This window comes from Rhodococcoides kroppenstedtii (assembly GCF_900111805.1).
Classification (GTDB): Bacteria; Actinomycetota; Actinomycetes; order Mycobacteriales; family Mycobacteriaceae; genus Rhodococcoides; species Rhodococcoides kroppenstedtii.
Map to the genome: position 1 here is coordinate 23,627 of NZ_FOJN01000017.1, position 24,457 is coordinate 48,083.

19 protein-coding genes are annotated in these 24,457 nt (G+C 71.3%); 15 read left to right on the plus strand and 4 right to left on the minus strand.

The window, feature by feature from the left end:
- Nucleotides 1–9 precede the first annotated feature (9 nt).
- The gene (locus tag BMZ18_RS17125) at nt 10–465 is read right to left on the minus strand and encodes a PaaI family thioesterase (RefSeq protein WP_068362903.1); all 456 of its coding nucleotides are present in this window, start codon (nt 463–465) and stop codon (nt 10–12) included.
- A gap of 152 nt (nt 466–617) precedes the next feature.
- Nucleotides 618–1,310, minus strand: a complete 693-nt coding sequence (locus BMZ18_RS19825; RefSeq protein ID WP_068362900.1) for a hypothetical protein — start codon at nt 1,308–1,310, stop codon at nt 618–620.
- Between the two features lie 182 nt (nt 1,311–1,492).
- On the opposite strand from BMZ18_RS19825, the gene BMZ18_RS17135 reads away from it, so the two are divergent.
- The 3 genes from BMZ18_RS17135 to BMZ18_RS17145 are packed head-to-tail and all read left to right on the plus strand — an operon-like array spanning nt 1,493 to nt 4,838.
- Complete coding sequence (locus tag BMZ18_RS17135; protein ID WP_074922339.1) at nt 1,493–2,911, plus strand: FecCD family ABC transporter permease; 1,419 nt, start codon at nt 1,493–1,495, stop codon at nt 2,909–2,911.
- Nucleotides 2,908–3,996, plus strand: a complete 1,089-nt coding sequence (locus BMZ18_RS17140; protein WP_068362898.1) for a FecCD family ABC transporter permease — start codon at nt 2,908–2,910, stop codon at nt 3,994–3,996. The genes BMZ18_RS17135 and BMZ18_RS17140 overlap by 4 nt, the downstream gene beginning before the upstream one ends.
- Nucleotides 3,993–4,838, plus strand: coding sequence for an ABC transporter ATP-binding protein (locus tag BMZ18_RS17145; protein ID WP_068101482.1), 846 nt, complete (start codon nt 3,993–3,995; stop codon nt 4,836–4,838). Before BMZ18_RS17140 ends, BMZ18_RS17145 begins: the two co-directional genes overlap by 4 nt.
- On the opposite strand, the gene BMZ18_RS17150 is transcribed toward BMZ18_RS17145, so the two are convergent.
- Together BMZ18_RS17150 and BMZ18_RS17155 are read right to left on the minus strand one after the other, a co-directional pair.
- Nucleotides 4,835–7,447 carry a DUF2156 domain-containing protein gene (locus BMZ18_RS17150; protein WP_371828514.1) on the minus strand — a complete coding sequence of 871 codons (2,613 nt, stop codon included), beginning with the start codon at nt 7,445–7,447 and terminating at the stop codon, nt 4,835–4,837. The two genes, BMZ18_RS17145 and BMZ18_RS17150, sit on opposite strands and share 4 nt — an antisense overlap.
- Nucleotides 7,444–8,742: an alpha/beta hydrolase gene (locus BMZ18_RS17155; RefSeq protein WP_068362895.1), complete on the minus strand. Its 1,299-nt coding sequence runs from the start codon at nt 8,740–8,742 to the stop codon at nt 7,444–7,446. The genes BMZ18_RS17150 and BMZ18_RS17155 overlap by 4 nt, the downstream gene beginning before the upstream one ends.
- A 116-nt stretch (nt 8,743–8,858) precedes the next feature.
- Here BMZ18_RS17155 and BMZ18_RS17160 point away from each other — a divergent pair, with 116 nt between their 5' ends.
- The 12 genes from BMZ18_RS17160 (at nt 8,859) to BMZ18_RS17215 (ending at nt 24,454) form a co-directional block, all read left to right on the plus strand.
- Nucleotides 8,859–9,248, plus strand: coding sequence for a BlaI/MecI/CopY family transcriptional regulator (locus BMZ18_RS17160; RefSeq protein WP_068362892.1), 390 nt, complete (start codon nt 8,859–8,861; stop codon nt 9,246–9,248).
- Nucleotides 9,249–9,278: 30 nt separating this feature from the next.
- Entirely contained in the window at nt 9,279–10,226 is a 948-nt protein-coding gene (locus BMZ18_RS17165) for a M56 family metallopeptidase (protein WP_068101491.1), read from the plus strand.
- A 308-nt stretch (nt 10,227–10,534) separates the two neighbouring features.
- Nucleotides 10,535–11,989 carry a DEAD/DEAH box helicase gene (locus BMZ18_RS17170; RefSeq protein ID WP_371828515.1) on the plus strand — a complete coding sequence of 485 codons (1,455 nt, stop codon included), beginning with the start codon at nt 10,535–10,537 and terminating at the stop codon, nt 11,987–11,989.
- 72 nt (nt 11,990–12,061) lie between these two features.
- Entirely contained in the window at nt 12,062–13,525 is a 1,464-nt protein-coding gene (gene gnd / locus BMZ18_RS17175) for an NADP-dependent phosphogluconate dehydrogenase (RefSeq protein ID WP_068362890.1), read from the plus strand.
- Nucleotides 13,526–13,529: 4 nt separating this feature from the next.
- Nucleotides 13,530–14,432, plus strand: coding sequence for a DMT family transporter (locus tag BMZ18_RS17180; RefSeq protein ID WP_068101496.1), 903 nt, complete (start codon nt 13,530–13,532; stop codon nt 14,430–14,432).
- Nucleotides 14,433–14,438: 6 nt separating this feature from the next.
- Nucleotides 14,439–15,875 (plus strand): GuaB1 family IMP dehydrogenase-related protein, encoded by a 1,437-nt coding sequence (locus tag BMZ18_RS17185; RefSeq protein WP_068362884.1) that lies wholly within the window; start codon nt 14,439–14,441, stop codon nt 15,873–15,875.
- 88 nt (nt 15,876–15,963) lie between these two features.
- Nucleotides 15,964–17,352 (plus strand): hemolysin family protein, encoded by a 1,389-nt coding sequence (locus BMZ18_RS17190; RefSeq protein WP_068362880.1) that lies wholly within the window; start codon nt 15,964–15,966, stop codon nt 17,350–17,352.
- Complete coding sequence (locus BMZ18_RS17195; RefSeq protein WP_068362877.1) at nt 17,345–18,436, plus strand: hemolysin family protein; 1,092 nt, start codon at nt 17,345–17,347, stop codon at nt 18,434–18,436. The genes BMZ18_RS17190 and BMZ18_RS17195 overlap by 8 nt, the downstream gene beginning before the upstream one ends.
- Nucleotides 18,433–19,326: a 3-methyladenine DNA glycosylase gene (locus tag BMZ18_RS17200; protein WP_068101504.1), complete on the plus strand. Its 894-nt coding sequence runs from the start codon at nt 18,433–18,435 to the stop codon at nt 19,324–19,326. The genes BMZ18_RS17195 and BMZ18_RS17200 overlap by 4 nt, the downstream gene beginning before the upstream one ends.
- Before the next feature lie 59 nt (nt 19,327–19,385).
- Nucleotides 19,386–21,563, plus strand: coding sequence for a malate synthase G (locus BMZ18_RS17205; protein ID WP_068362874.1), 2,178 nt, complete (start codon nt 19,386–19,388; stop codon nt 21,561–21,563).
- Between the two features lie 6 nt (nt 21,564–21,569).
- Complete coding sequence (locus BMZ18_RS17210; protein WP_068362871.1) at nt 21,570–23,315, plus strand: VWA domain-containing protein; 1,746 nt, start codon at nt 21,570–21,572, stop codon at nt 23,313–23,315.
- Nucleotides 23,312–24,454: a metallophosphoesterase gene (locus BMZ18_RS17215; protein WP_068362868.1), complete on the plus strand. Its 1,143-nt coding sequence runs from the start codon at nt 23,312–23,314 to the stop codon at nt 24,452–24,454. The genes BMZ18_RS17210 and BMZ18_RS17215 overlap by 4 nt, the downstream gene beginning before the upstream one ends.
- Nucleotides 24,455–24,457 lie beyond the last annotated feature (3 nt).

A 24,457-nucleotide genomic window follows, 5' to 3' on the forward strand; every position in this document is an offset into this window, starting at 1 on the left:
GACGGAAGATCAGCGCCCGATGCTGCCCGTGTCGGCGATGTTCTGCAGGCGGACCTGACCGCGGGCGATCGGGCGGTTCTGCTCGTCCGTGATCGTGACCAGCCAGAGCTGCTGGGTGCGTCCTCGGTGGATCGGGGTCGCCTCACCGGTCAGGACTCCCTCCCGCGCGGCACGGAGGAAGTCCGTGGAGTTGTTGACACCCACCACGTGGCCGTCCTGGAACCACAGCCCGGCCCCGGTGCTGGCGAGTGACTCCACCACGGCGCAGTGCACGCCGCCGTGCACGATGCCGAACGGCTGCAGCAACTCGGGGCGCACCTCGTAAGTGGCGGTCACGCGGTCGGGGCCCAGCTCGACGAAGCGCAGGCCGAGGAGTTTGCCGAAGCCGGTGTCGAGAAGGGTGGCCATGTCCGGGCTCACGTCCGCGTGCGACGGGCGGGGAGCGTCGGGGTCGGTGGAGGTCATTGCTTCAGTCAATCAACCTCGGTGGATCGGATGCACGGTGGGCCTCGCGAACGTCACTGTTCGCGAGGCCCACCGGGGCGCGGACCGGGTGTCACTGCAGCCCTCAGGACTCCGCTCGATCCGACGTGTCGAACTATATAGGACAGGCTGTCCTAAGTCATGCGTGTCGATCCGGCTCGTACCGGAATGCCGATGTCGGTGAACGCGTCGAGCAGCACCTGACCTCGGCGCCACCCTTCCTCCGCGTCCACGGTGCCCAGATGCGGGATTCGCACGGAGGCGCCCAGTACCGAGTCGCCGACGATGCGTCCGACGGCGTCCGCGTCGATCGGGCCGAGCGTCGACAGTCCGCGGGTCACCGCGTGCAGAGATCGCGACGCGCGGTGCGCGGTCCAGGCCGCGAGCGACCGTTCGCACGGCAGGGACACCACGCCGGCGCGCCCCGCGAGTGACCCGCTGTCACGCAGCACGAGGTCCCACACCCCGACCCAGTCGATACCGCAGTCGCTGTCGAGGTGAATCCAGACGTTCTCCGGACCCGGATCCCAAACCCGTCCGACGCCGACGAACGAGGCCGCGACCCGGCCGACGACACAGTGGACGAGGTCGGCGGCGACCCCGAGCACGGCCTGCGCCGGATCGCCCCGATCGGCCATCGCTCTCGCCTGCAGGGCCGCGAACCGGCCCGACGACTCCCCCGAGGTCAGCGCCCACCAGCGGCGCTTGGTCTGGTGACGCATGTTCGCCACGGCGTACACCCGGGGAGCTGCGGGGTCGAGGTCACGCAGCCACGTCATGGCCCGATCGAACTCGCCCGCCACTCCGACCTCGTCGACGACGGTCATCGCACACCTCCGTTTCGAATTGAGGTAAGCCTAACCTGATGAGATCCCGTACTTCGGCGTGGGACCCGTCACAGACCCGAGGCGACCATCGCAGGGGCTCCGCAGGACTATGGTTAGGCTTGCGTAACCCCGATCGACGACCAGGAGGCCCCGTGTCCGAGCGCACCGCTCGCGTCTCGACGCTGCCCTCCGACCGCGACTACGCATCCCTCGATCGCCGGCCGCCGGGCGCGACGCCCCGACTGGTCGCGCTCGCCGTCGACGTGGCCCTGCCCGCTCTCCCCCTGGTCATCGGTGCCGTCGTCGTCCGCTCGCTGACCGACGCCAACGGCGGCGGCGAGATCGACCGCGCCGTGTTCGCGTCCCTCGCCGTGCTCGCCGCCGTCGGAATCGCGTACTGGAACCGCGGCATCCGGGACGGACGGGCCGGTCAGAGCGTCGGCAAGACCATGGCCGGACTCGTCCTGCGCGACCGAGACCACCGCGGTGCCATCGGCACTCGCGCCGCCTTCCGCCGCGACGGTCGCACGGCGGAGGTGGTCCGCACGGAGATCGCCGTCGCCGACGGTTTCACCGCGATTCCACCCGACACGACCTCCGCCGCGACGCGGCGACGACGCACCGGCGGACTGCTCGTCCTCGCGATCGCACTGGTGCTGGTGGTCGCCATGTCCATTGCCGTCGGTGCCCGGCCGCTGACCTTCGCCGAGATCGCGCACGCCTTGCTGAACTCGACCGGAACCGACACCGACGTGATCGTGCGGTCGCTCCGCCTGCCGCGCACCGCCCTCGGACTGCTGGTCGGCATCGCCCTCGGCGTCGCGGGAGCACTGATCCAGGGCCACACCCGGAACCCGCTTGCCGACGCCGGGCTCCTCGGGCTCAACGCGGGGGCGGCGTTCTTCGTCGTGATGGCCATCTATCTCTTCGGCATCACCTCGCCCGGCGGGTACCTCTGGTTCGCCTTCGCCGGCGCCGCGATCGCCAGCGTGGTCGTGTTCGGCAGCGCGTCCATCGGTGGTGGCCGGGCCAACCCCCTCTCCCTGGCGCTCGCCGGGGCCGCCGTGGCGTTCTTCCTCCAGGCCCTCACCAACGCGGTCGTCCTGCTCGATCAGGCCACGCTCGACAGCTACCGCTTCTGGATCGTCGGCTCCGTCTCCGGCCGGGGCATCGACATCTTCTGGACGGTGCTTCCCTTCGTCCTCGCCGGCCTCGTCGTCGCCGCAGCCGGCTCGCCGGCGCTCAACACCATCGGCCTCGGTGACGACGTCGCCCGCTCGCTCGGCACCAACATCGCGCTGACCCGCACCGCGGGCATCGTCGCGATCACCCTGCTCACCGGCGCCGCCACCGCGGCCTGCGGTCCCATCGCCTTCGTCGGCCTGGTGGTCCCGCATATCGCGCGGTCGATCGTCGGACCGGACTACCGCTGGATCGTGCCCTTCTCCGGCGCGTTGGGCGGACTGCTGCTCCTCGTCGCCGACGTCGTCGGACGCGTGGTCGTGCGTCCGGGCGAACTGCAGGTCGGCATCGTCCTCGCTCTGATCGGAGGGCCGTTCTTCATCGCCCTCGTCCGGCGTCGGAAGCTGGTGGCGCTGTGAGTGCACTAGACACGACGGCACCCGAGACGCGGGTCGCGGGGCGCCCGGCGTTCCGGATCGGCCGCTTCTCCACAGTGCGGCGCACCACACGGGTGCTGATCACCCTGGGCGTCACCGCGGCGCTGTTCCTCCTCTTCTGCCTGAACATCGGCCGCGGCGACTACCCGCTGTCCATCCCGGACGTGGTGAACGTGTTGCTCGGCGGCGGATCGCGCATCGAACGCTTCGTCGTGACGGAGCTCCGGCTGCCGCGCGCCCTCACCGGCGCCCTGGTCGGCGCGGCGCTGGCCGTCGCGGGTGCGGTCACCCAGTCGATCACCCGCAACGCCCTCGCGAGCCCCGACATCCTGGGGATCACCTCGGGTGCCAGTGTCGCCGCGGTCGCCCTGATCGTACTGGGCGGCAGCGGAACCGCCGTCGGGCTGCTGGCCACCCTCGGCACCTCGGGCGCGGCGTTGGTGGGTGCCTTCCTGACGGCAGCGCTGATCTACGTCTTCGCGTGGCGCGGCGGCGTGGAGGGCATGCGGTTGGTGCTGATCGGCATCGCCATCAACGCGATGAACATCGCTCTCATCGGATGGCTGCTGGTCAGCGCCACCATCACCGACGTCACCCGAGCGCAGTTGTGGCTCACCGGAACACTGGCGGGGGCGACCTGGACGCAGGTGTGGCCGGTGCTCGCCGTGGTCGTCGTCCTCGGCACCGCCACGCTGGCGCTGTCCTTCCGCCTGAACGCCATGCGCCTCGGCGGGGACACCGCGCGCTCGCTGGGCGTGAACGTGCAGCGTTCGCAGGCCGCGCTGCTCGTGGTCGCCGTCGCCCTCGCCGCGGTCGCGACCTCCGTCGCCGGACCCATCGGCTTCGTCGCCCTGGCCGCCCCGCAGATCGCTCTGCGCCTGACCCGATCGCCGGAGCCGCCGATCGTCGCCTCGGCGCTGACCGGCGCGGCGATCGTGGTGGGATCGGACCTCGTCGCCCGGACGATCCTGCCGGTCGAACTACCCGTCGGCATCGTCACTTCCGCCCTCGGCGGACCGTTCCTGCTGCATCTGATGATCAAGGCCAATCGAAAGGCGTCGGTATGAGCGCTTCCCCTCTCGCGCACGAGCATCGCCTGGCCGCCGACGGCATCTCGGTCGGCTACGGCGACCGGGTGGTGATCGACGGACTCGACCTCGCGGTGCACACCGGCGTCATCACCACGGTCATCGGACCCAACGGCTGCGGCAAGTCGACCCTCCTGCGCGCGCTGGGTCGGCTGCTGACCCCGCGCACCGGCCAGGTGACGTTGGACGGCAAGGCGATCGGCAGTATGAAGACCCGCGACGTCGCGCGGACGCTCGGCGTCCTGCCGCAGTCCCCGATCGCCCCCGAAGGGCTGACGGTCGCGGATCTCGTCGCCCGCGGACGCCACCCGCACCAGTCGTGGATCCGGCAGTGGTCCCGCGACGACGAGGCCGAGGTGGCGCGGGCACTCGAACTGACGGGCATCGAGGAACTGGCGGAGCGGCCGGTCGACCAGCTCTCCGGTGGTCAGCGTCAGCGCGCGTGGATCTCCATGGCTCTCGCGCAGGGCACCGACGTGCTCCTTCTCGACGAGCCCACGACCTACCTCGATCTCGCGCACTCCATCGAGGTCCTCGACCTCGTCGACCGGATGCACGACGAGATGGGCCGCACCGTCGTGATGGTGTTGCACGATCTCAATCTCGCCATCCGCTACAGCGACCGCCTCGTCGTGATGCACGAGGGATCGATCGTCGCGTCCGGCACCCCGGCCGAGGTGATCTCGGAGAAACTTCTGCTCGAGGTGTTCGGGCTGGCCGCCGCCGTCATCGACGATCCGGTGTCGGACCGCCCGCTGGTGGTGCCGATCGGGACGCGCCACGTCCACGATCGGCGCCCGGCCGAGAATCTTCTCCCCTAGCGATCCATCATCGTGCGCACCAGCCGCACGCTCTGCGCGATCGAGACGTCCGGCAGGTAGGCGCGGCCGATGGCGTTGCCGATGCTCGGCAGGGCCGCCGGGTCCGGGAACGTCATGTACATCGGCTCGTACACGGGCTGGAACTTCGACTTGAACGCGAGCAGCGACCGGAAGCCGTAGACCGGCTCGAGGGTGCGCCCGACGACGTCGAGCAGTCGCTCCAGCATCGTGGACAAGGTCGTCGCCTGCGGGCTGTCCTCGGTGGGGTCGCCGACCTTGGCCAGCGGTGCGCCCGACAGGCTGAGGAACTCCGCGCCCTCCTCCTGCAGCGACAGCGCGGCCGAGGCGATGAGAAACTCCATCGCCGGGCGGAAGCCCTCGGAGCGGCGCCGCATGAAATCGAGCGTCCACCCCACCACGACGCCGTCACGATGGACCGGCATCCACGAGGTGACTCCGTGCACGGTGCGGTGCTCGTCGATGGCCACCAGGCAGCGCACCGCCGGATCGTCGACCTCGTCCAGCCCGCCGAGGGTGAAGCCCATCTCGGGCATCCCCTTGTCCGCGACCCACTCCTCCGAGATCGCGGTGATCTGATCGGTCACCGCCAGCGGCGCGGTCGGGAACGAGATCCACTCGGCCTCGACGCCGGCCTTCTTCGCCCGGTTGACCGCGGTGCGCACGTCCTGGAACTTCTTGCCGGTGAACGCGAGATCCTTCAGCGGCAACACCGTCTCCTCGCCGACCTGGATGCTCTCCCACCCGAGGTCCGACGTGATCGCCGCGGCGTCCGGCGTGACCGAGTAGAAGCACGGCGACCAACCGTTGGCGGCGGCGTACTCGGCGAAGCCCACGATCGCGGATCGTCGGTCGGCCGGCGGACCGACGGGATCCCCGGTGGTCAGTGCGACGCCCGAGATCACGCGGAAGGCGACGTAGCTGCGACCGTCGTCGGTGAACCAGTACCGGTTGCCGCGCCAGGTCGTCATCCAGGACAGCGCACTGCCGCTCGACGCGCGGAGCACCTCGCGCGCCCGTTCGGCCGCGTCGGAGTCGACGCCGTAGGTGACGCGGGAGAACGACGCCGCCGTGGCGACGACGAGAACCAGCCAGAAGACGATGCCGGTCCATTCGTAGAGCAGGGTGGTGGGCCCGCTGTTCGGGAGGAACGGTGCGTCGAACCACTGCAACAACACGGGCGGGACGAGCCGCTGGGGGTAGTCGAGCAGCAGCGCGCCGACCGACGGGTCGCCGTCGAAGCTGCGCCGGATCCAGGTGCCCAGCAGGACGTAGAGCACGCCGAGTCCGACGGCGGTGGCGGCGACGAGGGTCCACAGTTCGCGGTACGTACCGCGCGGCGCGGCGACGTCGAAACGCCGTCGGGTCACGACGAGCAGCGCCAGCACCAGTACGGGGACCACGAAGGGCACCACCGAGCGGTAGAGCGTCGGCTCGGCGGTGCCGTAGAAGATCGTGTCGTTGTCGTCGACGAAGCGGATGAGGACGTTGGCGGCGGCCAGCACCACCAGCGCCGCCTGCGCGACGACGGCCGCGATCCAGGCGAACCGTCGCCCGCGGCGCAGTCCGTCGGCCAGCACCAGGAGATAGACGGACGGCAGCACGCTCGCGATCACGGGCCCGACGCCGCCGAGGCGGAGATCGAGCAGCCCCCGGCGGCAGTCCGCCGACGTCTGATCGGCGGCACACACCAGGTTGACCTCGTCCACCGTCCACGGCTGACTGCGGAACAGCTCGCGCAGGACGGCCAGCGGGCCGACGGCGTTCGGCGAGAACGCCGCGATCATCGGTCCGAGGGCGCTGGCCGCGACGATCAGAGCGACCAGCACGCGCTCCTCGCGCCGCGTCCCGGCCAACCGTGATCCACGCGGGGACCGGCCGATCACGAGCGGCCCGACCACCGCACCCACCGCCACGGTCGCCAGCGCCATGACGTCGCCGAGGTGGCCACCGAACAGGGCGAGCACGGCGGTGAACGCCACCAGCCCGACCCGGATGCGCCGTCGCCAGAGCGTGGTGGCCGACGCGCTCGCGGCCATGAGCGTGCCGAGGATCCACGCGAAGGGTCCCGAGAAGACGCCGAGGTGCAGCTGGAACCCCCACGCCTCGTCGAGCACCTGCGCGGCGGCCGCGAACGCGAGCGCTACCAGCGCGCCGCCCACCTGCGTCAGCACCGCCACCAGCGCGAACCGCCGCGAGCCGAGCCGCTGCTCGGTGGGCGCCGCGACCACGAGCAGCAGCACGGTCGAGGCGATCGCCGCGAGCCACCCCACCACCACGACGCCCGAGGTCAGCGGGGTCCACAACCGCATGTTCTCGATCGGCACGATGCCCAGCGCCAGATGGTGGTCGACGAAACTGCGCACACTCCGCGTGGTGAGCATGCCGACCACGAAGACGCCCCACATGATCGCGAGGACGGCCAACGTCACCGGCGCGCGTCGGGCACCGTCGCGCACGGTCGGTGCCGCGCGGCCCACCTGGCGCGCGACGGACGTCCGGAGGCGCCGCAGAGCGGAGGGTGGTGACTCGGCCGGGGTCTCGACGGTCGCGGCCGGTTCCGGGGCGCCGGTGTTCGGGGTGGCGTTCACGCGGTGATTCCTGTTCTCGTTCCCAGCCATCCGATCTCGCGCCGGAGGCCTTCGGACCACGTCTGATAGCTGTGCCCACCGGGCACCTCGAGGTACTGCACGTCCATCCCCGCCGCCCGTGCGGCGGCCACCAACTGCGCGGCGTAGCCCTTGTACTCGGGGTCGTCCGCGCCGACGACGAACACGCCGGCGGACCCGTCGTAGCGGCGGGTGGCCATGAGGTTCATCGGGTTGACGGCCTCGAACGCCGCCTCGCTACCGCCGAACGCCGCGTCGAGCGTGCGCTGCTTGTCCCCCAGCGTCGGCGCGAGTTGCCCCGACAGCACGAGGAACGTGGGATAGACCTGCGGGAAGTTCGTGGCCATCTGCAGCGCACAGGTACCGCCGTAGGAGAGCCCGCCGACGGCCCAGGACCTCGGATCCGGATTCACCTGCAGGGTGGCGCGGACCCAGGTGGGCACGTCCGTCGACAGATAGGTGGCGACGTTGCCGAGAGGCGAGTCGACGCAGAGCGGGTTGGCGACGGCGCTTCCGGTCGCGTCGGCCACCACGACGACGGGCGCGAGCCCGCCGTGTTCGGCGGCGTACGCGTCCATCGTCTGCACCAATCGGCCACCGGTGAGCCAGTCGTCCGGAGCGCCGGGTTGGCCCGCCATGAGGACGAGGACGGGAAGCAGGGGACGACGCGGAGCGAAGTACGCGGGCGGCAGGTAGACCTGCGCGTTGCGCGCCGAGAATCCCGAGGCGGTACCCGGGATCGGGGTGTCGAGGATGCGACCCCCGGACGGCATATCCGGGGGCGGCGTCCAGACCGACTCGAGCGGCGATCCGGTGATCGGATCCGTCGAACGGTCCGTCGCCTCGTCGAGTCCGACCTGCTCGGCGGCGTCGAGCCCCAGAGCACTCCCGACGGTCGGGTAGGCCGCGAAGACGAGATTGACCTGCAGAGAGGCGGTGGCCACCACGGCGACGGCGGCGAGCACGGCGAGGATCTTCGTCCACCATCGGCGTGCGGCGACGATGCGGGGAACCAGGAGCAGCAGCCCCAGCAGCCCCACACCGATCCAGACGTAGACCGCGATCTGGATCGGGTCCGGGAACCCCCGCCAGATCTTCTCGACGACGACCCAGCCGAGGGCGGTGAGTGCGGCGGCGGCGAGCAGGGAGATCGGCACCGACCGCAGGAGGTGGGGCCGACGACGCGACACCACCAGGACGACCAGCCCGACCACGCCGACGGACGTCACGACGGTGGGAAGCGGTCCGCTGACCAGCGAGGTGTCGAGAAGGGCCACCGCGTCACAGTAGCGCCGTCCCGCCCCACCGCGTTCGGTTCGCTGCGGGTGGCCCGGCGCGCCCTACTACACCCCGTAATACGCACTCGTGTCGGAGGAGCACTACCATGAGCCGAATGGCAGGCCTGGGCGATCTCGAACGTGCGGTGATGGAACATCTCTGGGCCAGCGACTCGCCGCAGACCGTGCGACAGGTCCACGAGGCCCTGGCGTCCCAGCGCGAGCTGGCCTACACCACCGTCATGACGGTGCTGCAGCGGCTGGCCAAGAAGAAGCTGGTCACTCAACGTCGGGACGATCGCGCCCACCGGTACGCCCCGGTCCACGGTCGAGAGGAACTGGTGGCGAGCCTCATGGTGGATGCGCTCGATCAGGCCGACCGATCCGGCGGACGCGCAGCGGCCCTCGTCCACTTCGTCGGCCGAGTGAGCGCCGACGAGGCCGCAGCGCTGCGGCAGGCTCTGGCAGCATTGGACGAGCGGGACCCCGACACCCGCTCCGACTGAGCGCAACCGCCCGACGACGAACCCGAGGACATGAACGCACCGACCGCGCTGGTATTCGCCGCACTGGCGTTGCTGCTCGCGGGCCCGGTTCCGGCGATGCTGGCGCGGGCGACGTGGCCGCACCGCACGCCGCGGGCCGCGCTCGTCCTGTGGCAGGCGATCGCGCTGGCCGCGGTGCTCTCGGCGTTCTCCTCGGGTCTCGCCATCGCCAGCCAGCTCCTGGTCCCCGGCCCGGACGGTCGGCCCACCACGGCGCCGACCGCGGAGATCGCGGCCCTGGGTCTCCCGCTCTGGATCGTCTACGTCACGGTCTTCGTCGTCACTCTCGTCATCGGTGCGCGACTGGTCTGGGCGACGTCGCTGGTGGCGGTGAAGACGCGCCGGCGTCGCGCCCGGCACCGGACGCTGGTGGACATCCTCGATCGCGGCTCGGACACCCCGTCTCGGCACGGCGCGGACGTCCGGGTACTCGACTCGCTCGACCCCATCGCCTACTGCCTCCCCGGTCTTCGGCAACGCGTGGTCCTCAGCGAGGGCACCCTGGCCCATCTCGACGACGCCGAACTCGCCGCGATCCTGACCCACGAGCGTTCGCACCTGCGGGCGCGGCACGATCTGGTGCTGGAGGCCTTCATGGCCGTCAACCAGGCGTTTCCCCGCGTGGTCCGCAGTCGGTCCGCACTCGGCTCGGTGCAGTTGCTGGTCGAACTGCTCGCCGACGACAGCGCCGTCCGCGTCACCGGCCCGAAGCCCCTGGCGCGCGCCCTCGTCGCCTGTGCCGGCTCGGCGGCGCCCAAGGGGGCACTCGCCGCAGGCGGGCCCAGCACCCTCGTCCGGGTCGAGCGTCTCGCCCGACCGGGACCGGATCACCGCGTCGCCGCGCTCGCCTATCTCGCGTCCGCCGCGATCCTCGTGGTGCCCACCATCTACGTCGCCGTGCCGTGGCTGACGGAGTTGCGCCGCCTGATGGGCCACTAGAGCCGGCCGGACACCCGCGACGGTTGCGCTGCTCACACGAGTCGTGGCCGGGCGTCCTCGTCGCGTAGGCTGGACCGCGGTTCGCACGTCGAACCATCAGATATTCGATACGGCACGTTATTTCCTTCACCGCCGACCGTGATGCCCCGCGCATTCGGCTCCGTGGTCGTTCGAGACACCTTCTTTCGTTGTCCGGCGGGATTCCCCGCCCTGCGAGCCAGGTGATGTGTGCCCTGGCTCGTCTCGTCGATCGGCGCCCGAGGGTGCCGTCGACTTCGACGCGCCCGTAACCCGAGAGGTCCCCCGCGTTGATCGACGCAACACCGCTGTCCCCTGCCGCCGCCGAGGCGGCCGTCGCCACCTTCGCCGAGCTCGGCCTCCCCGCCCCCGTGGTGACGGCCCTCGCCGCGAAGGGCATCACCGTTCCCTCCCCCATCCAGTCCATGGCGATCGGCGACGCACTCGCCGGCCGCAACGTGCTCGGCCGCGCGCAGACCGGATCCGGCAAGACCCTGGCCTTCGGCCTGCCGATGCTCGCCCGCCTCGCCGAGCTGGGTGACACGCCCGCCGCGAAGCGCCCGCGGGCACTCGTCCTGGTGCCCACCCGTGAACTCGCGTTCCAGGTGGTCGACTCGCTTCAGACGTACGCCGCCCCGCTTCGCCTGTCGGTCCGGCCCGCCGTCGGCGGCACCCCGTTCGGTCGGCAGGCCGACCAGCTCCGGCGCGGGGTCGACGTTCTCGTCGCCACGCCCGGTCGACTGGGCGACCATCTGCGTCAGGGCACCTGCCTGCTCGACGACGTGTGCATCACGGCCCTCGACGAAGCCGACCAGATGGCCGACATGGGCTTCCTGCCCGAGGTCCGCGAGATCCTCGGACTGACCGCACCCGACGGCCAGCGCATGCTGTTCTCGGCGACGCTCGACCGTGAGGTCCAGTCCCTGGTCCGCCGGTTCCTGCCCGACCACGTGCAGCACTCGACCGGCGACAGCAAGGCCGCCGTCGAGTCGATGGAGCACTACATCCTCAACGTCGGACGCGGCCAGAAGGACATCGTGCTGTCCGAGATCGCCGCACGTCAGGGTGGCCGCACCATCATGTTCGCGCGGACCAAGCTCGGCTGCGAAGGCATCACCGACCGCCTGCGCGCCGTCGGCATCCACGCCGAGTCGCTGCATGGCGGCAAGGCGCAGAATCAGCGCACCCGCGTCCTGGACCGGTTCAAGAACGGTCGCACCCCGGTGCTCGTCGCCACCGACGTCGCCGCCCGCGGCATCCACGTCGACGGCATCGACCTGGTCGTCCACGTCGACCCGCCGGCCGACCACAAGGACTACATGCACCGCGCCGGCCGCACCGCGCGCGCCGGAGCCGCCGGGACCGTCGTCGCGATCGCCCTGCCGAACCAGCGCCGCATCATCGGGCGCCTCACCGGCCAGGCCGGCGTGAAGGTAACCGAGGTGAACGTCTCCCCCGGGTCGGCCGAGCTCGGCGCCATCACCGGCGCGCAGAAGCCGTCGGGCGAGCCCGTGCGGGAGGCGCCGCGTCGTGAGCGTCCCGCCGGCGCGCCGCGTCGAGAGGGTGGCTACCGCGGCCAGGGTGGACCCCGTCGCGAGGGTGGACCCCGCCGTGACGGTGGATTCCGTCGCGAGGGCGCACCCCGTCGCGAGGGTGCACCCCGCCGCGAGGCCGCGCCCCGCCGGGACACCGGCAGCACCTCCGGCGGCGGCTTCCGCAGCCGCGCATCGCACGCGGCCGACTAGAACCGACCCGCTCGCCGGCTCCTGCCCGGCCCCGGACTTTTCAGCCGGGGCCGGGCAGGGAAAGCTGGGCACATGACCTCCCCTCGCGACACCTCCGACGGATCCGCTCCCCTCGCCCCGATCGGCGTCACCGGCCTCGCCGTCATGGGTTCCAACCTGGCGCGCAACTTCGCCCGGCGCGGTCACGTCGTCGCCGTGCACAACCGCAGCAGCGCCAAGACGACCGCGCTGATCGAGAACCACGGGTCCGAGGGCACCTTCGTCCCGTCGGAATCCATCGAGGACTTCGTCGCGAGTCTCGAGAAGCCGCGCCGCGTGGTGATCATGGTCAAGGCCGGCGATCCCACCGATGCGGTGATCGAGGAGCTCGCGGCCGTGATGGACGAGGGCGACATCATCATCGACGGCGGCAACGCGCTCTACACGGACACGATCCGCCGTGAGGCGGACCTGAAGGAACGCGGTCTGCTCTTCGTCGGCGCCGGCATCTCCGGCGGCGAGGAAGGCGCCCTGAACGGGCCGTCGATCATGCCCGGCGGACCGGCGAAGTCCTACGAGTCCGTCGGACCTCTGCTCGAGTCCATCGCCGCGCAGGTCGACGGCACGCCGTGCTGCACCCACATCGGACCGGACGGCTCCGGTCATTTCGTGAAAATGGTGCACAACGGCATCGAGTACGCCGACATGCAGCTCATCGGCGAGGCCTACCACCTGCTGCGCGACGCGCTCGGCAAGGATCCCGACGCGATCGCGGACGTCTTCCGCACCTGGAACGACGGCGACCTCGAGAGCTACCTCGTCGAGATCACCGCGGAAGTGCTTTCGCACAAGGACGCCAAGACCGGCGCGCCGCTGGTGGACGTCATCGTCGACGCGGCGGAACAGAAGGGCACCGGTCGCTGGACCGTGAAGTCCGCCCTCGATCTCGGTGTGCCCGTCACCGGCATCGCCGAGGCGGTGTTCGCTCGGGCGCTGTCCGGTGCCCGCGATCAGCGCGCCGCCGCGCGGGAGCTCGCCTCGGGCACGCTGGCCGACGGGCCGCAGGACGTCGACGCGTTCGTCGAGGACATCCGCTCCGCGCTCTACGCCTCGAAGGTCATCGCCTACGCCCAGGGCTTCGACCAGATCGCGGCCGGCAGCGCCGAGTACGACTGGAACCTGCACCCCGGCGACCTGGCCACCATCTGGCGCGGCGGCTGCATCATCCGCGCCCGGTTCCTGAACCGCATCAAGGACGCGTACGACGAGAACCCCGAACTGCCGAGCCTCGTCCTGGCGCCCTACTTCCGCGAGGCCGTCGAGAACGCCGTCGACAGCTGGCGGCGGGTGGTGTCCACCGCGACGATGCTCGGCATTCCGGTGCCGGGCTTCGCCTCCGCCCTGTCGTACTACGACGGCCTGCGCGCCGAGCGTCTCCCCGCCGCCCTGACGCAGGGGCTGCGCGACTTCTTCGGTGCGCACACCTACGAACGGGTCGACGCCGAGGGCAAGTTCCACACCCTGTGGAGCGAGGATCGGTCCGAAGTCCAGGCGTGAGGCCGTGACCTCGTCGGCGTCGTCCTCCCTCGCGATCGTCCTCGCGCTGGTCGCCGCCGCCCTCTTCGCCTGTGCGGCCGTGGCCCAGCAGTCCGCCGCCGCGGCCGTCCCGGACGGCGCGCTCGTCCGCGGCGTCCTGCGCAGCGGGCGGTGGTGGGCCGGGGTCGGGGGCGACCTGGGTGGCTATCTCGTCCAGGTCGCCGCGCTGGCGGTCGGATCGGTGGCGGTGGTCCAGCCGGTGCTGGTCAGCATGCTGCTGTTCGCGCTTCCGCTGTCGGCGCGGTTCTCCGGGCTGCGCATGCGTCCGTCGACGTGGGTCGCCGCGGTCGGTCTGACCGCCGCCCTGGTGATCTTCGTCGCGGTCGGCGAGCCGACCGAGGGCGACGCCGACGCGCCGTGGTCGGCGTGGGCGGCTCCGTTGGCGGTGGTGGTCGGGATCGCCCTCGTCGCAGCCGCCGTCGGTGTCTCCGCCCGCCGTCGGGCGTCGCGGGCCGCGCTGTCCTTCGGCATCGCCGGCGGGTTGCTGTTCGGCGTCGCCGTTGCGTTCACCAAGTACGTCACCGATCTCGTCGAACGGGGACTCCTCGTCGCGGCGACCTCCTGGCAGACCTACGCGCTGGTCGCCGCCGGTGTCGCCGGGTTCTATCTCCAGCAGCGCGCCTTCCAGGCCGGCCCGCTCGCCGCGTCGTTGCCGGCCGTCACGATCGGCGAGCCGCTCGCCGCGGTGGCACTGGGCGTCGTCGTGCTGCAGGAACGGATCGACGTCGGCGGCGTCCGCGGTCCGGTAGTGATCGCGGCCCTGGCCGTCATGATCGTCACGACGATCGCGCTCAGCCGCGTCCAGGCCACCGCGGGGGAACCGCAGACCGCTCGGTCCCCGGACGGTGTCCCACCCGCAGTAGGATGACGCTCCGTGCAGTTCCTCCACGATCGCCGCCCGCCGTACGACCTCACCTACGACGACGTCTTCCTCGTTCCCAACCGGACCGACGTCACGTCGCGGTTCGACGTCGACCTCGCCACCGTGGACGGGTCGGGGACCACCGTGCCCGTCGTCGTCGCCAACATGACCGCGGTCGCCGGCAAGCGCATGGCGGAGACGGTCGCCCGCCGCGGCGGCATCGTCGTCGTGCCTCAGGACGTGCCTACGGCGGCCGTCGCGGAAACGGTCGCCTTCGTCAAGAGCCGCCACCTCGTCGCGGACACCCCCGTCACCCTCGCTCCGGACGCGTCGGTCTCCGATGCCCTGGCGCTGATGCCCAAGCGCGCCCACGGCGTCGTCGTCGTGGTCGATCGGGGCCGAGCCGTGGGCGTCGTCTCCGAGGCGGCGTGCACCGATGTCGACCGCTTCGCCCGCCTCGGCACGGTCATGGACGCCTCGTTCGTCACCGCGCCCGTGGACACCGACCCGCGGGCGGTCTTCGATCTGCTCGAGTCGCGGCACGAGAACCTCGCGGTCCTCGAGACGCCGGACGGCCTGCTGTCCGGCGTCCTCACGCGTACCGGCGCGCTGCGCAGCGCCATCTACCGTCCCGCGGTCGACGACCACGGCCGCCTCCGGATCGCCGCCGCGGTCGGGGTGAACGGCGACGTCGCCGCCAAGGCGAAGGACCTCGTCGACGCCGGAGCCGATCTTCTCGTGCTCGACACGGCGCACGGCCACCAGCAGAAGATGCTCGACGCGCTCGCCACCGTGGCCGGCCTCGGCCTCGGCGTTCCGCTCGCGGCCGGCAACGTGGTCTCCGCGGCGGGCACGCGCGACCTGATCGCCGCCGGCGCCGACATCGTCAAGGTCGGGGTCGGCCCCGGCGCGATGTGCACCACTCGCATGATGACCGGCGTGGGCCGGCCGCAGTTCTCCGCCGTCGAGGAGTGCGCGGCCGCGGCCCGCGAGTCCGGCAAGCACGTGTGGGCCGACGGCGGGGTCCGCCACCCGCGCGACGTCGCCCTCGCTCTGGCGGCCGGCGCCTCGAACGTCATGATCGGATCGTGGTTCGCCGGAACGCACGAGTCCCCCGGCGACCTGCGCGTCGACGCGGCGGGTGTCGCCTACAAGGAGAGCTTCGGCATGGCGTCCAAGCGCGCCGTCGCCGCCCGCACCGCTGCCGACAGCGCGTTCGACCAGGCCCGTAAGGGGCTGTTCGAAGAGGGCATCTCGAGTTCGCGGATGCGCCTCGACCCGGAACGCCCCGGCGTCGAGGATCTTCTCGACCACATCTGCGCCGGCGTCCGCAGCACCTGCACCTACGCCGGCGCCCGCACCCTCGAGGACCTGCACGCGAAGGCGGTGCTCGGCATCCAGTCGGCCGCCGGGTTCGCCGAGGGCCGCCCGCTGCCCACCGGGTGGTGATCGCGGCGGACTCCGCGGTTGACCGACGCCGCGGCCGGGTATCGCACCTCGCACGACCCGTTCGACCAGTAAGGACACCGGTGCCGTCGTGACCGTGCTCGTCCCCGTGCTCAGCCTCGTCGGTTTCGTCGCACTCACGGCCGGTACCGCCCTCTTCGTGGCGGCGGAGTTCTCGCTGACCGCGCTCGAACGCAGCACCGTCGAGGCGGCCGCCCGCGACGGCGACGCGCGGTCCCGCCAGGTGCTGCGCGCCCACAAGACGCTGTCCTTCCAGCTCTCGGGAGCACAGCTCGGGATCACCATCACCACGCTGATCACCGGTTACATCGCGGAGCCGGTTCTCGCGAGGTTCATTTCGCCGGTGGCGCTCGCGCTCGGCGCCTCGGACGGGGTCGCGACCGCGGCGTCGCTGGTCCTCGCGCTGATCATCGCGACGTCACTGTCGATGGTGTTCGGCGAGTTGGTGCCGAAGAACCTCGCCATCGCGAACCCGATCGGTGTGGCCCGCGTCGCGGCGGGCCCGCAGGCGGCGTTCTCCTTCGTGTTCCGGTGGGCCATCGACGGCCTCAACGGGTCCGCCAACTGGATGGTGCGTCGGCTCGGGATCGAACCGGCCGAGGAACTTCGCTCGGCTCGCTCTCCCCAGGAACTCGGCTCCCTCGTCCGGACGTCGGCCGAGCACGGGTCGCTCGACGCGCGCACCGCCCGGCTGGTGGATCGGTCACTGCAGTTCGGCGACCGCAGCGCCGACGAGTTGATGACACCCCGCGTGAAGATCGAGACCCTGTCCGCGCAGGACACGGTGGCCGATCTGATCGACACCGCGGCCCGCACGGGCTTCTCTCGATTCCCGGTGGTCGTCGCCGGCGACCTCGACGACACCCTCGGCGTGGTGCACATCAAGCACGCGTTCACCGTGCCCGCCGTCGAGCGCGCGACCACACCCGTTCGGACCCTGGCCGCCCGGGTCCCGACGGTGCCCGCGAGTCTCGACGGCGACACGGTGATGGACCGCGTGCGCGCCGACGGGATGCAGGTCGCGCTCGTCGTCGACGAGTACGGCGGCACCGCCGGCATCGTCACCATGGAGGACCTCATCGAGGAGATCGTCGGCGACGTGCGCGACGAGCACGACACCCCGGACGTCGACGTACAGAGAGTCGGCGACGGCTGGTTGTGCTCGGGCCTGCTGCGCATCGACGAGGTGATCGAACACACCGGGTACGCCGCGCCGAGCGGTGACTACGAGACGCTCGGTGGGCTGGTGCTGACCCGGTTCGCTCGCATTCCGGAGGCCGGCGATCGCGTGGTACTGCCCACGGCCGTCGGCGAGTCCGAGGACGACGCGCACGGCGGATGGATCGCACGGGTGGAGTCGATGGACGGACGACGGATCGACCGGATTCTCGTGCGGCCCGCCGGTCCCGAGGAGATGGGTCGGCTGCGCGGCACCGGGGTGGAGGACGACCGTGGGTGACGTCGCCGCGGTGGGCCTCGCCGTGATCCTGTTGCTGCTCAACGCCTTCTTCGTCGGCGCCGAGTTCTCGTTGATCTCCGCTCGGCGGGACCGGTTGGACAGCCTGGTGGCCCAGGGGAAGAAGCGGGCCGCGGTCGTGATCGAGGCCGGCCAGAACCTGTCGTTGATGCTGGCCGCGGCGCAGCTCGGCATCACCATCTGCTCGATCCTGCTCGGCCGGGTGGCCGAGCCCGCCGTGGCCCATCTGATCGAGCGACCGTTCGAGTGGGCCGGACTGCCGGAGCAATTGCTGCACCCGGTCGGGTTCACGCTGGCGCTGATGATCGTGGTGATCCTGCACATCCTCGTCGGCGAGATGGTGCCGAAGAACATCGCCATCGCCGGCCCGGAATCGACCGCGATGTTGCTGGTGCCGATGCACCTGCGCTGGCTCGCCGTCGCCAAGCCGTTGATCGCCTTCTACAACCTGTGCGCCAACGCGACACTGCGAGCCCTGCGAGTCGAACCCCGCGACGAACTGGAATCGTCCGTGTCCGCCGATCAGCTCTCGGACATGATCGGCGAATCCCGGTCCGAAGGCCTGATCGACGAGGAGGAGCACCGCCGGCTCGCCCGCGCGCTCGAGACGTCGGGCCGCACGGTGCGCGAGGTTCTCATCCCGCTGGACCGGGCCCGCACGGTGCGCACCGGTCCGGACGGACCCACCCTGGGAGCCATCGAGGAGGCGGTGCGCGAGACGGGCTTCTCTCGCTACCCCGTGCGCGACGACGCCGACGGGCTCATCGGCTACCTCCACCTCAAGGACGTGCTCGACCTCATGGCCGACCCGAACGCGGACGCCGACACGGTGATCCCGCGGTCGGACGTGCGCATGCTGCCGGTGGTCGACAGCAGGACGCCGCTGGACGAGGCGCTGGCGCGCCTGCGCGGTCGCCGGAGCCACCTCGCGGCGGTCGCGGAACCCGGGCAGGGCACCATCGGCATCGTCGCGCTCGAGGACCTGGTCGAGGAATTCGTGGGCACGGTGCGCGACGGCACCCACCGCGTGGAGGACGTCGTTCCGGGGCCGGACGAGCAGACGTGATCGTGCTGGATCCCGCCGACCTGGACACGCGACGGGCGGCACACGAGCAGCGCGTGGACGACGCGATCGGCGACTATCTCGCGCGCCGGGCGAGCGGGGCGACCCATCCGGTCACCGACTTCCTCTTCACCTACTACAGCCTCAAGCCGGGGCATCTGCGCCGGTGGCATCCCGGCCACGGCACCGCGCTCGTCGGCGACGGCGCGGCGGCCTACCGCGACCGCACCGGCTACACGTCCGTCGTGGTCGGCGGCGTTCCCGCGGTGGCGGTGTCCGACGAGTTCCTCGTCAAGCGACTCGCGGCGGTCGAGTTCGTGCACACCCTGCTCACCCGTACCGCGGCGCGACCGGCCCGGCTGGGCTGCTTCGGCCTGCACGAGTGGGCGATGGTCTACCGGGGCGGCGACGACGCCCTGCGCCACGACGTCCCCCTGCGGCTCGGGCACGCGGGAACCGACCGGGTGGTGGAGGACATGCCGCTGCGGTGCACGCACTACGACGCGTTCCGCTTCTTCACCCCCGACGCCGTCCCCCGCAACGACACGGAGCTCTCCCCCGACCACCGTCTGCGGACCGAGCAACCCGGCTGCCTGCACGCGGCCATGGACCTCTACAAGTGGGTGGCCAAGCTGGGACCGCTGCTCCCGTCCGACCTCCTGCTGGACTGCTTCGACCTGGCACGGACCGCCCGCGAGATCGACATGCGCGCCAGTCCGTACGACCTGCGAGAGTACGGCTACGCCCCGATCGCGGTCGAGACGCCGGCCGGGCGGGCGGAGTACGTGCGGGCGCAGCAGGACGTCGCGGAGCGGGCGACCGGACTGCGAGCGCGGGTGATCGACGGGTGTCGGACACTCCTGGTGCACTCCGGCGTGAATACCAGTGGGTAACATCAGCCGTGGCGCGGCAACGGTGCCGCGGCCGACGAGAGTCGAGTGAGGGGCTACAGATGACGGAACGCGTCCAGGTCGGAAGTCTGCAGGTTGCCGCTGTTCTGCACGAGTTCGTGCAGTCGAAGGCCCTGCCGGGTACCGGTGTCGAGGCGGAGGCGTTCTGGTCCGGGGTGGAGTCGCTGCTGACGGACCTCGCCCCGAAGAACCGCGCTCTGCTCGATACCCGTGACGAGATCCAGGGCAAGCTCGACGCCTGGCATTCCGAGCACCCGGGCGCCGGGTACGACAAGGCCGCGTACAAGGCGTTCCTGCAGGAGATCGGGTACCTCGAGGAGCAGCCTGCCCCGTTCTCGATCACCACCTCCGGGGTGGACCGGGAGATCACCTCCACCGCGGGTCCGCAGTTGGTGGTGCCGGTGCTCAACGCCCGCTTCGCGATCAACGCCTCCAACGCTCGCTGGGGCTCGCTCTACGACGCCCTGTACGGCACGGACGCCATCCCCGAGGACGGGGGCGCCGAGAAAGGCACCTCCTACAACCGGGTCCGCGGCGACAAGGTCATCGCCTACGCCCGCGCGTTCCTCGACGAGGCCGTGCCGCTGGAGTCGGGCTCGCACGTCGACGCCACGTCCTACGTGATCGACGGCTCCGCCCTCGTGGTCACCCTCGCCTCGGGTGAGACCACCGGCCTGGCCGACCCCGCCCTGCTCGTCGGCTACACCGGCGAGCCGTCGGCGCCCACGGGCATCCTGTTCCGCCACCACGGCCTGCACCTCGAACTGCAGATCGACGCGGACAGCCCCATCGGCAGCACCGACGCCGCCGGCGTGAAGGACGTGCTGGTCGAGTCGGCCGTCACCACCATCATGGACCTCGAGGACTCCGTCGCCGCCGTCGACGCCGAGGACAAGGTCCTCGGGTACGGCAACTGGCTGGGCCTGATGCGCGGCGACCTCGCCGAGGAGGTCACCAAGAACGGCAAGACCTTCACCCGCACCATGAACCCCGACCGCGTCTACACTGCCCTCGACGGCTCCGAGCTGGTGCTGCACGGCCGGTCGCTGCTGTTCGTGCGCAACGTCGGGCATCTGATGACCACCGACGCGATCCTCGATGCCGACGGCAACGAGGTGCCCGAGGGCATCCTGGACGCGATCATGACCTCGCTGTGCGGTATGCACAGCCTCACCGGCGACGTGGAGCTGACCAACAGCCGCACCGGCTCGCTCTACATCGTCAAGCCGAAGATGCACGGTCCCGCCGAGGTCGCGTTCACCGACGAGTTGTTCGCCCGCGTCGAGGACCTGCTGGGTCTGTCCCGCAACACCCTCAAGGTCGGCATCATGGACGAGGAGCGGCGCACCACCGTCAACCTCGCCGCCGCCATCGCCGCGGCGAAGGAGCGGGTGGTGTTCATCAACACCGGCTTCCTCGACCGCACCGGCGACGAGATCCACACCTCCATGGAGGCCGGGCCGGTGGTCCGCAAGGCCGAGATGAAGAAGCAGACGTGGATCGCCGCGTACGAGGACTGGAACGTCGACACCGGCCTGGCCGCCGGCCTCGAGGGGAAGGCGCAGATCGGCAAGGGCATGTGGGCCATGCCGGACCTGATGGCCGACATGCTCGAGCAGAAGATCGGCCACCCGAAGGCCGGCGCCAACACCGCCTGGGTGCCGTCCCCGACGGCCGCGACCCTGCACGCGCTGCACTACCACAAGGTGGACGTGTTCGCCCGGCAGGAGGAGATCGCGAAGGCCAAGCGGGCCACCGTCGATCAGATCCTCGAGATCCCGTTGGCCGCGGACACTTCGTGGAGCGCAGAGGACAAGCAGCGCGAGCTCGACAACAACTGCCAGTCCATCCTCGGCTACGTCGTGCGCTGGATCGACCACGGCGTCGGCTGCTCGAAGGTGCCCGACATCGACGACGTCGCCCTCATGGAAGACCGTGCGACGCTGCGCATCTCGAGCCAGCTCCTCGCCAACTGGGTGCGCCACGGCGTCGTGTCCGAGGACGACGTGCTGGCCTCGCTGCACCGCATGGCACCGGTGGTCGACCGGCAGAACGCCGGCGATCCGACCTATCGGCCGCTCGCCGAGAACCCCGAGACCAACATCGCGTTCAACGCGGCGAAGGACCTCATCCTGCTCGGCACGCAGCAGCCCAACGGCTACACCGAGCCGATCCTCCACGCTCGTCGTCGCGAGTACAAGGCCGCCAACGCCCGATGACGTCCTGTGGGTAACCACCGCCGCGGTCACGCGGATCGACGACGCCGCGGGGTCTCCCGCGGCGTCGTCGCGACCGTCGTGGTCCTCGTCCTGCTCGCGGCCGCCGTGGTCGGCTGGTTCGCGGTTCGCGACCGGTCCGCGGAGGAAGCCCAGCAGGCCGCCCGGGCCTGCGTGGAGGGTGAGGCGACCCTGGCCGTCACCGCCGACCCGGACATCGCCGACGTGCTGCGCACGCTCGGCGAGTCCTGGACGGCCGGCGGCCCGGTGGTACGGGATCAGTGCATCACCACCGAGGTGACGGCCACGCCCACGGCGGTGGCCGCCGAGGCTCTCGCCGCCCCGATGTACGACCCGTCCGTCGCGGGACCGGAGCCCGCGCTCTGGGTGCCCACCGACACGGCCTCGGCGGCGGCTGCGGTCGCCGCCCGCGGCACGGACATCACCCCGAGATCGGTGGTCACCTCCCCCGTGGTCCTCGGCGCCGCGCCCACCGCCGCTGACCGCCTCTCGGCCACCGAGTCGCGGTGGACCGACCTTCCCGCTCTGGTGACGTCGGCCGACCCCGTACGACTCGCCCTGCCCGGCGGCCCGACCACCGCGGCCACGGTGGTGGCGGTGGCCACCGACCCCGCGACGGAGACACAACCGCTCACCGTCGACCGCGCCACGTCGCCCGCCGCGGTCTCCGCGGTGTCCCGCGTCGCCCTGGCCGCCGCCGAGGTCCCGGCCGAGATCTCCGACGTCGACACCGCCCTCGACGCGATCGTTCGGGCACCGGATCCGGCCGCGGCGCCGCTCGGTGCCGTCCCCGTGACCGAGCAGCAGCTGGCCACCCGCGTCCGCGAGGGCCAGCAACTGGCGGCGTTCCGACCGTCCGGGCCCACACCGATGGCGGACCATCCCGGACTGGTCCTCGCCACAGCCGACCCGACCGCTCGCGCCGCGGCCGCCGAGTTCCTCGAGTACGTCCGGTCGACGCCGGGGCGCGAGGCGTTCCTTGCGGCCGGGTTCCGTGTTCCCGGAGGATCCGCCGGGGCCACGGACGGATCCGCCGATACCGCCCCGGAGCCGATCGCCGGGTTGGACTTCCCCGCCGTCGACACGGTTGCGCCGGTTCCGACGCCCGACGCGCGGGCCGCAGTGCTCGGAACTGTCGCGGCGCCGAGTCAGCCGGCCTCGACCACGCTGCTGCTCGACGTGTCCGGGTCGATGGAGTCCATCGACGGCGGGAGCACCCGGCTCGACAACGTCCGCGCGGCCCTCGGCCAGGCAACGGGCGCGCTGTCCGGTGACGGCCGCCTCGGCGTGTGGATCTACAGCCGCGGGCTGGACGGATCCCGCCCGTACCGCGTCCTGGCTCCCCTCGGCCCGGCGGCGGAGAGCGCACGGACGGGTCTGGACGCCCTGGCGAGCATCACCCCGCAGACCGCCACCTCGACGTACGCGGCGGTGCTCGCCGCCTACCGCTCCGCCGTCGAGAACTGGACTCCCGACGGCCCCCAGTCCGTCCTGCTCGTGACCGACGGACCCAACGACGACACGTCGATCTCGTCGTCGTCGTTCCTGCAGTCCCTGGCCGGCGCCGTCGATCCGGCGCGGCCGGTCCGCCTCGACGTCGTGTCGTTGGCGGACAATTCCGATATCGACACCCTGCGCAGCGCCGCGGGGCAGACAGGTGGAGACGTGATCGTCACAGCATCGTCCGACCCCGGCCTGGCCGGGACCCTCGAGCGACTGACCTCCGCCCGGTGATCCGCATGGCGGTCTTCGCCGTCGTCCTCGGGCTCGTGACGTTCTGGCTCCACCGACGCCTGGTCGTCGCAGGCGGCCTTCGTCGCGGCACGGGGCGTGCGGTCGATGCGGTGCTCGTCCTGTTCTGGGCAGCGGCGGTCGTCGGCATCGGCTCCGGTGAGGTACTCGACCCCGCGTGGGCCCGGTACATCGCCTACCCGGGCCTGAGTTGGTTGGCCGTGCTGCTCTACCTCGTGCTCGGGTCCCTTCTCGTCGCCCTGCTCGCAGGGGTGATGCGACTCGGCGCTGCCGTTACCCGTCGGGACGGGTCGGACGCCCGCCGCACCACGGTGCGTCGGGCCAACACCGTGCTCGTGCTGGGCACGATTGCGGCCGTCGGCTACGGCGTGGTGGACGCGGCCTCGCCCGAGGTCACCCGCACCGAGGTGAGCCTGCCCGGCCTGCCCGCGTCGTTCGACGTCATGCGGGTGGCCGTGGTGTCCGACCTGCACGTCGGTCCTGCGCGCGGTGAGCGCTTCGTCGACGGCGTGGTCGACGAGATCATGGCGCAGTCACCGGACCTGATTCTGGTGGCGGGCGACCTGATCGACGGCACCACAGAGCTGGTCGGACCGTCGCTGAGGCCCCTGAGTCGTCTCGACGCCCCGATGGGGGTTTTCGTCACCAGCGGCAACCACGAGTTCTACGCCGGAGACGGCGGACGGTGGCTCGACCTGTTCGACTCCCTGGGGCCCACCGTGCTCCGCAACGAGTCGGTTCGGCTCACCCGCGGCGTCGACACGATCGACCTGGTGGGCATCGAGGATCTCACCGCCCCGGAGCCGTACCAGCCGGACCTGCCCGCAGCGCTGGACGGCACCGACCGGAACGACTTCCAATTGCTTGTCGCCCACCAGCCGAAACAGGCGGTCGAAGCGTCGGACCTCGGGGTCGATCTGCAGGTCTCGGGGCACACGCACGGCGGACAGATCTGGCCGATTCCCTACCTGGTGCCGCTGCAGCAGCCCACCGTGCAGGGGCTCGACACCATCGGCGACACCACGATCTACACCACTCGCGGCGCCGGGGCCTGGGGGCCGCCGGTCCGCATCGGCGCGCCGCCGGAGATCACGATGCTCGAACTCCGGACGGCGGCCTGACCC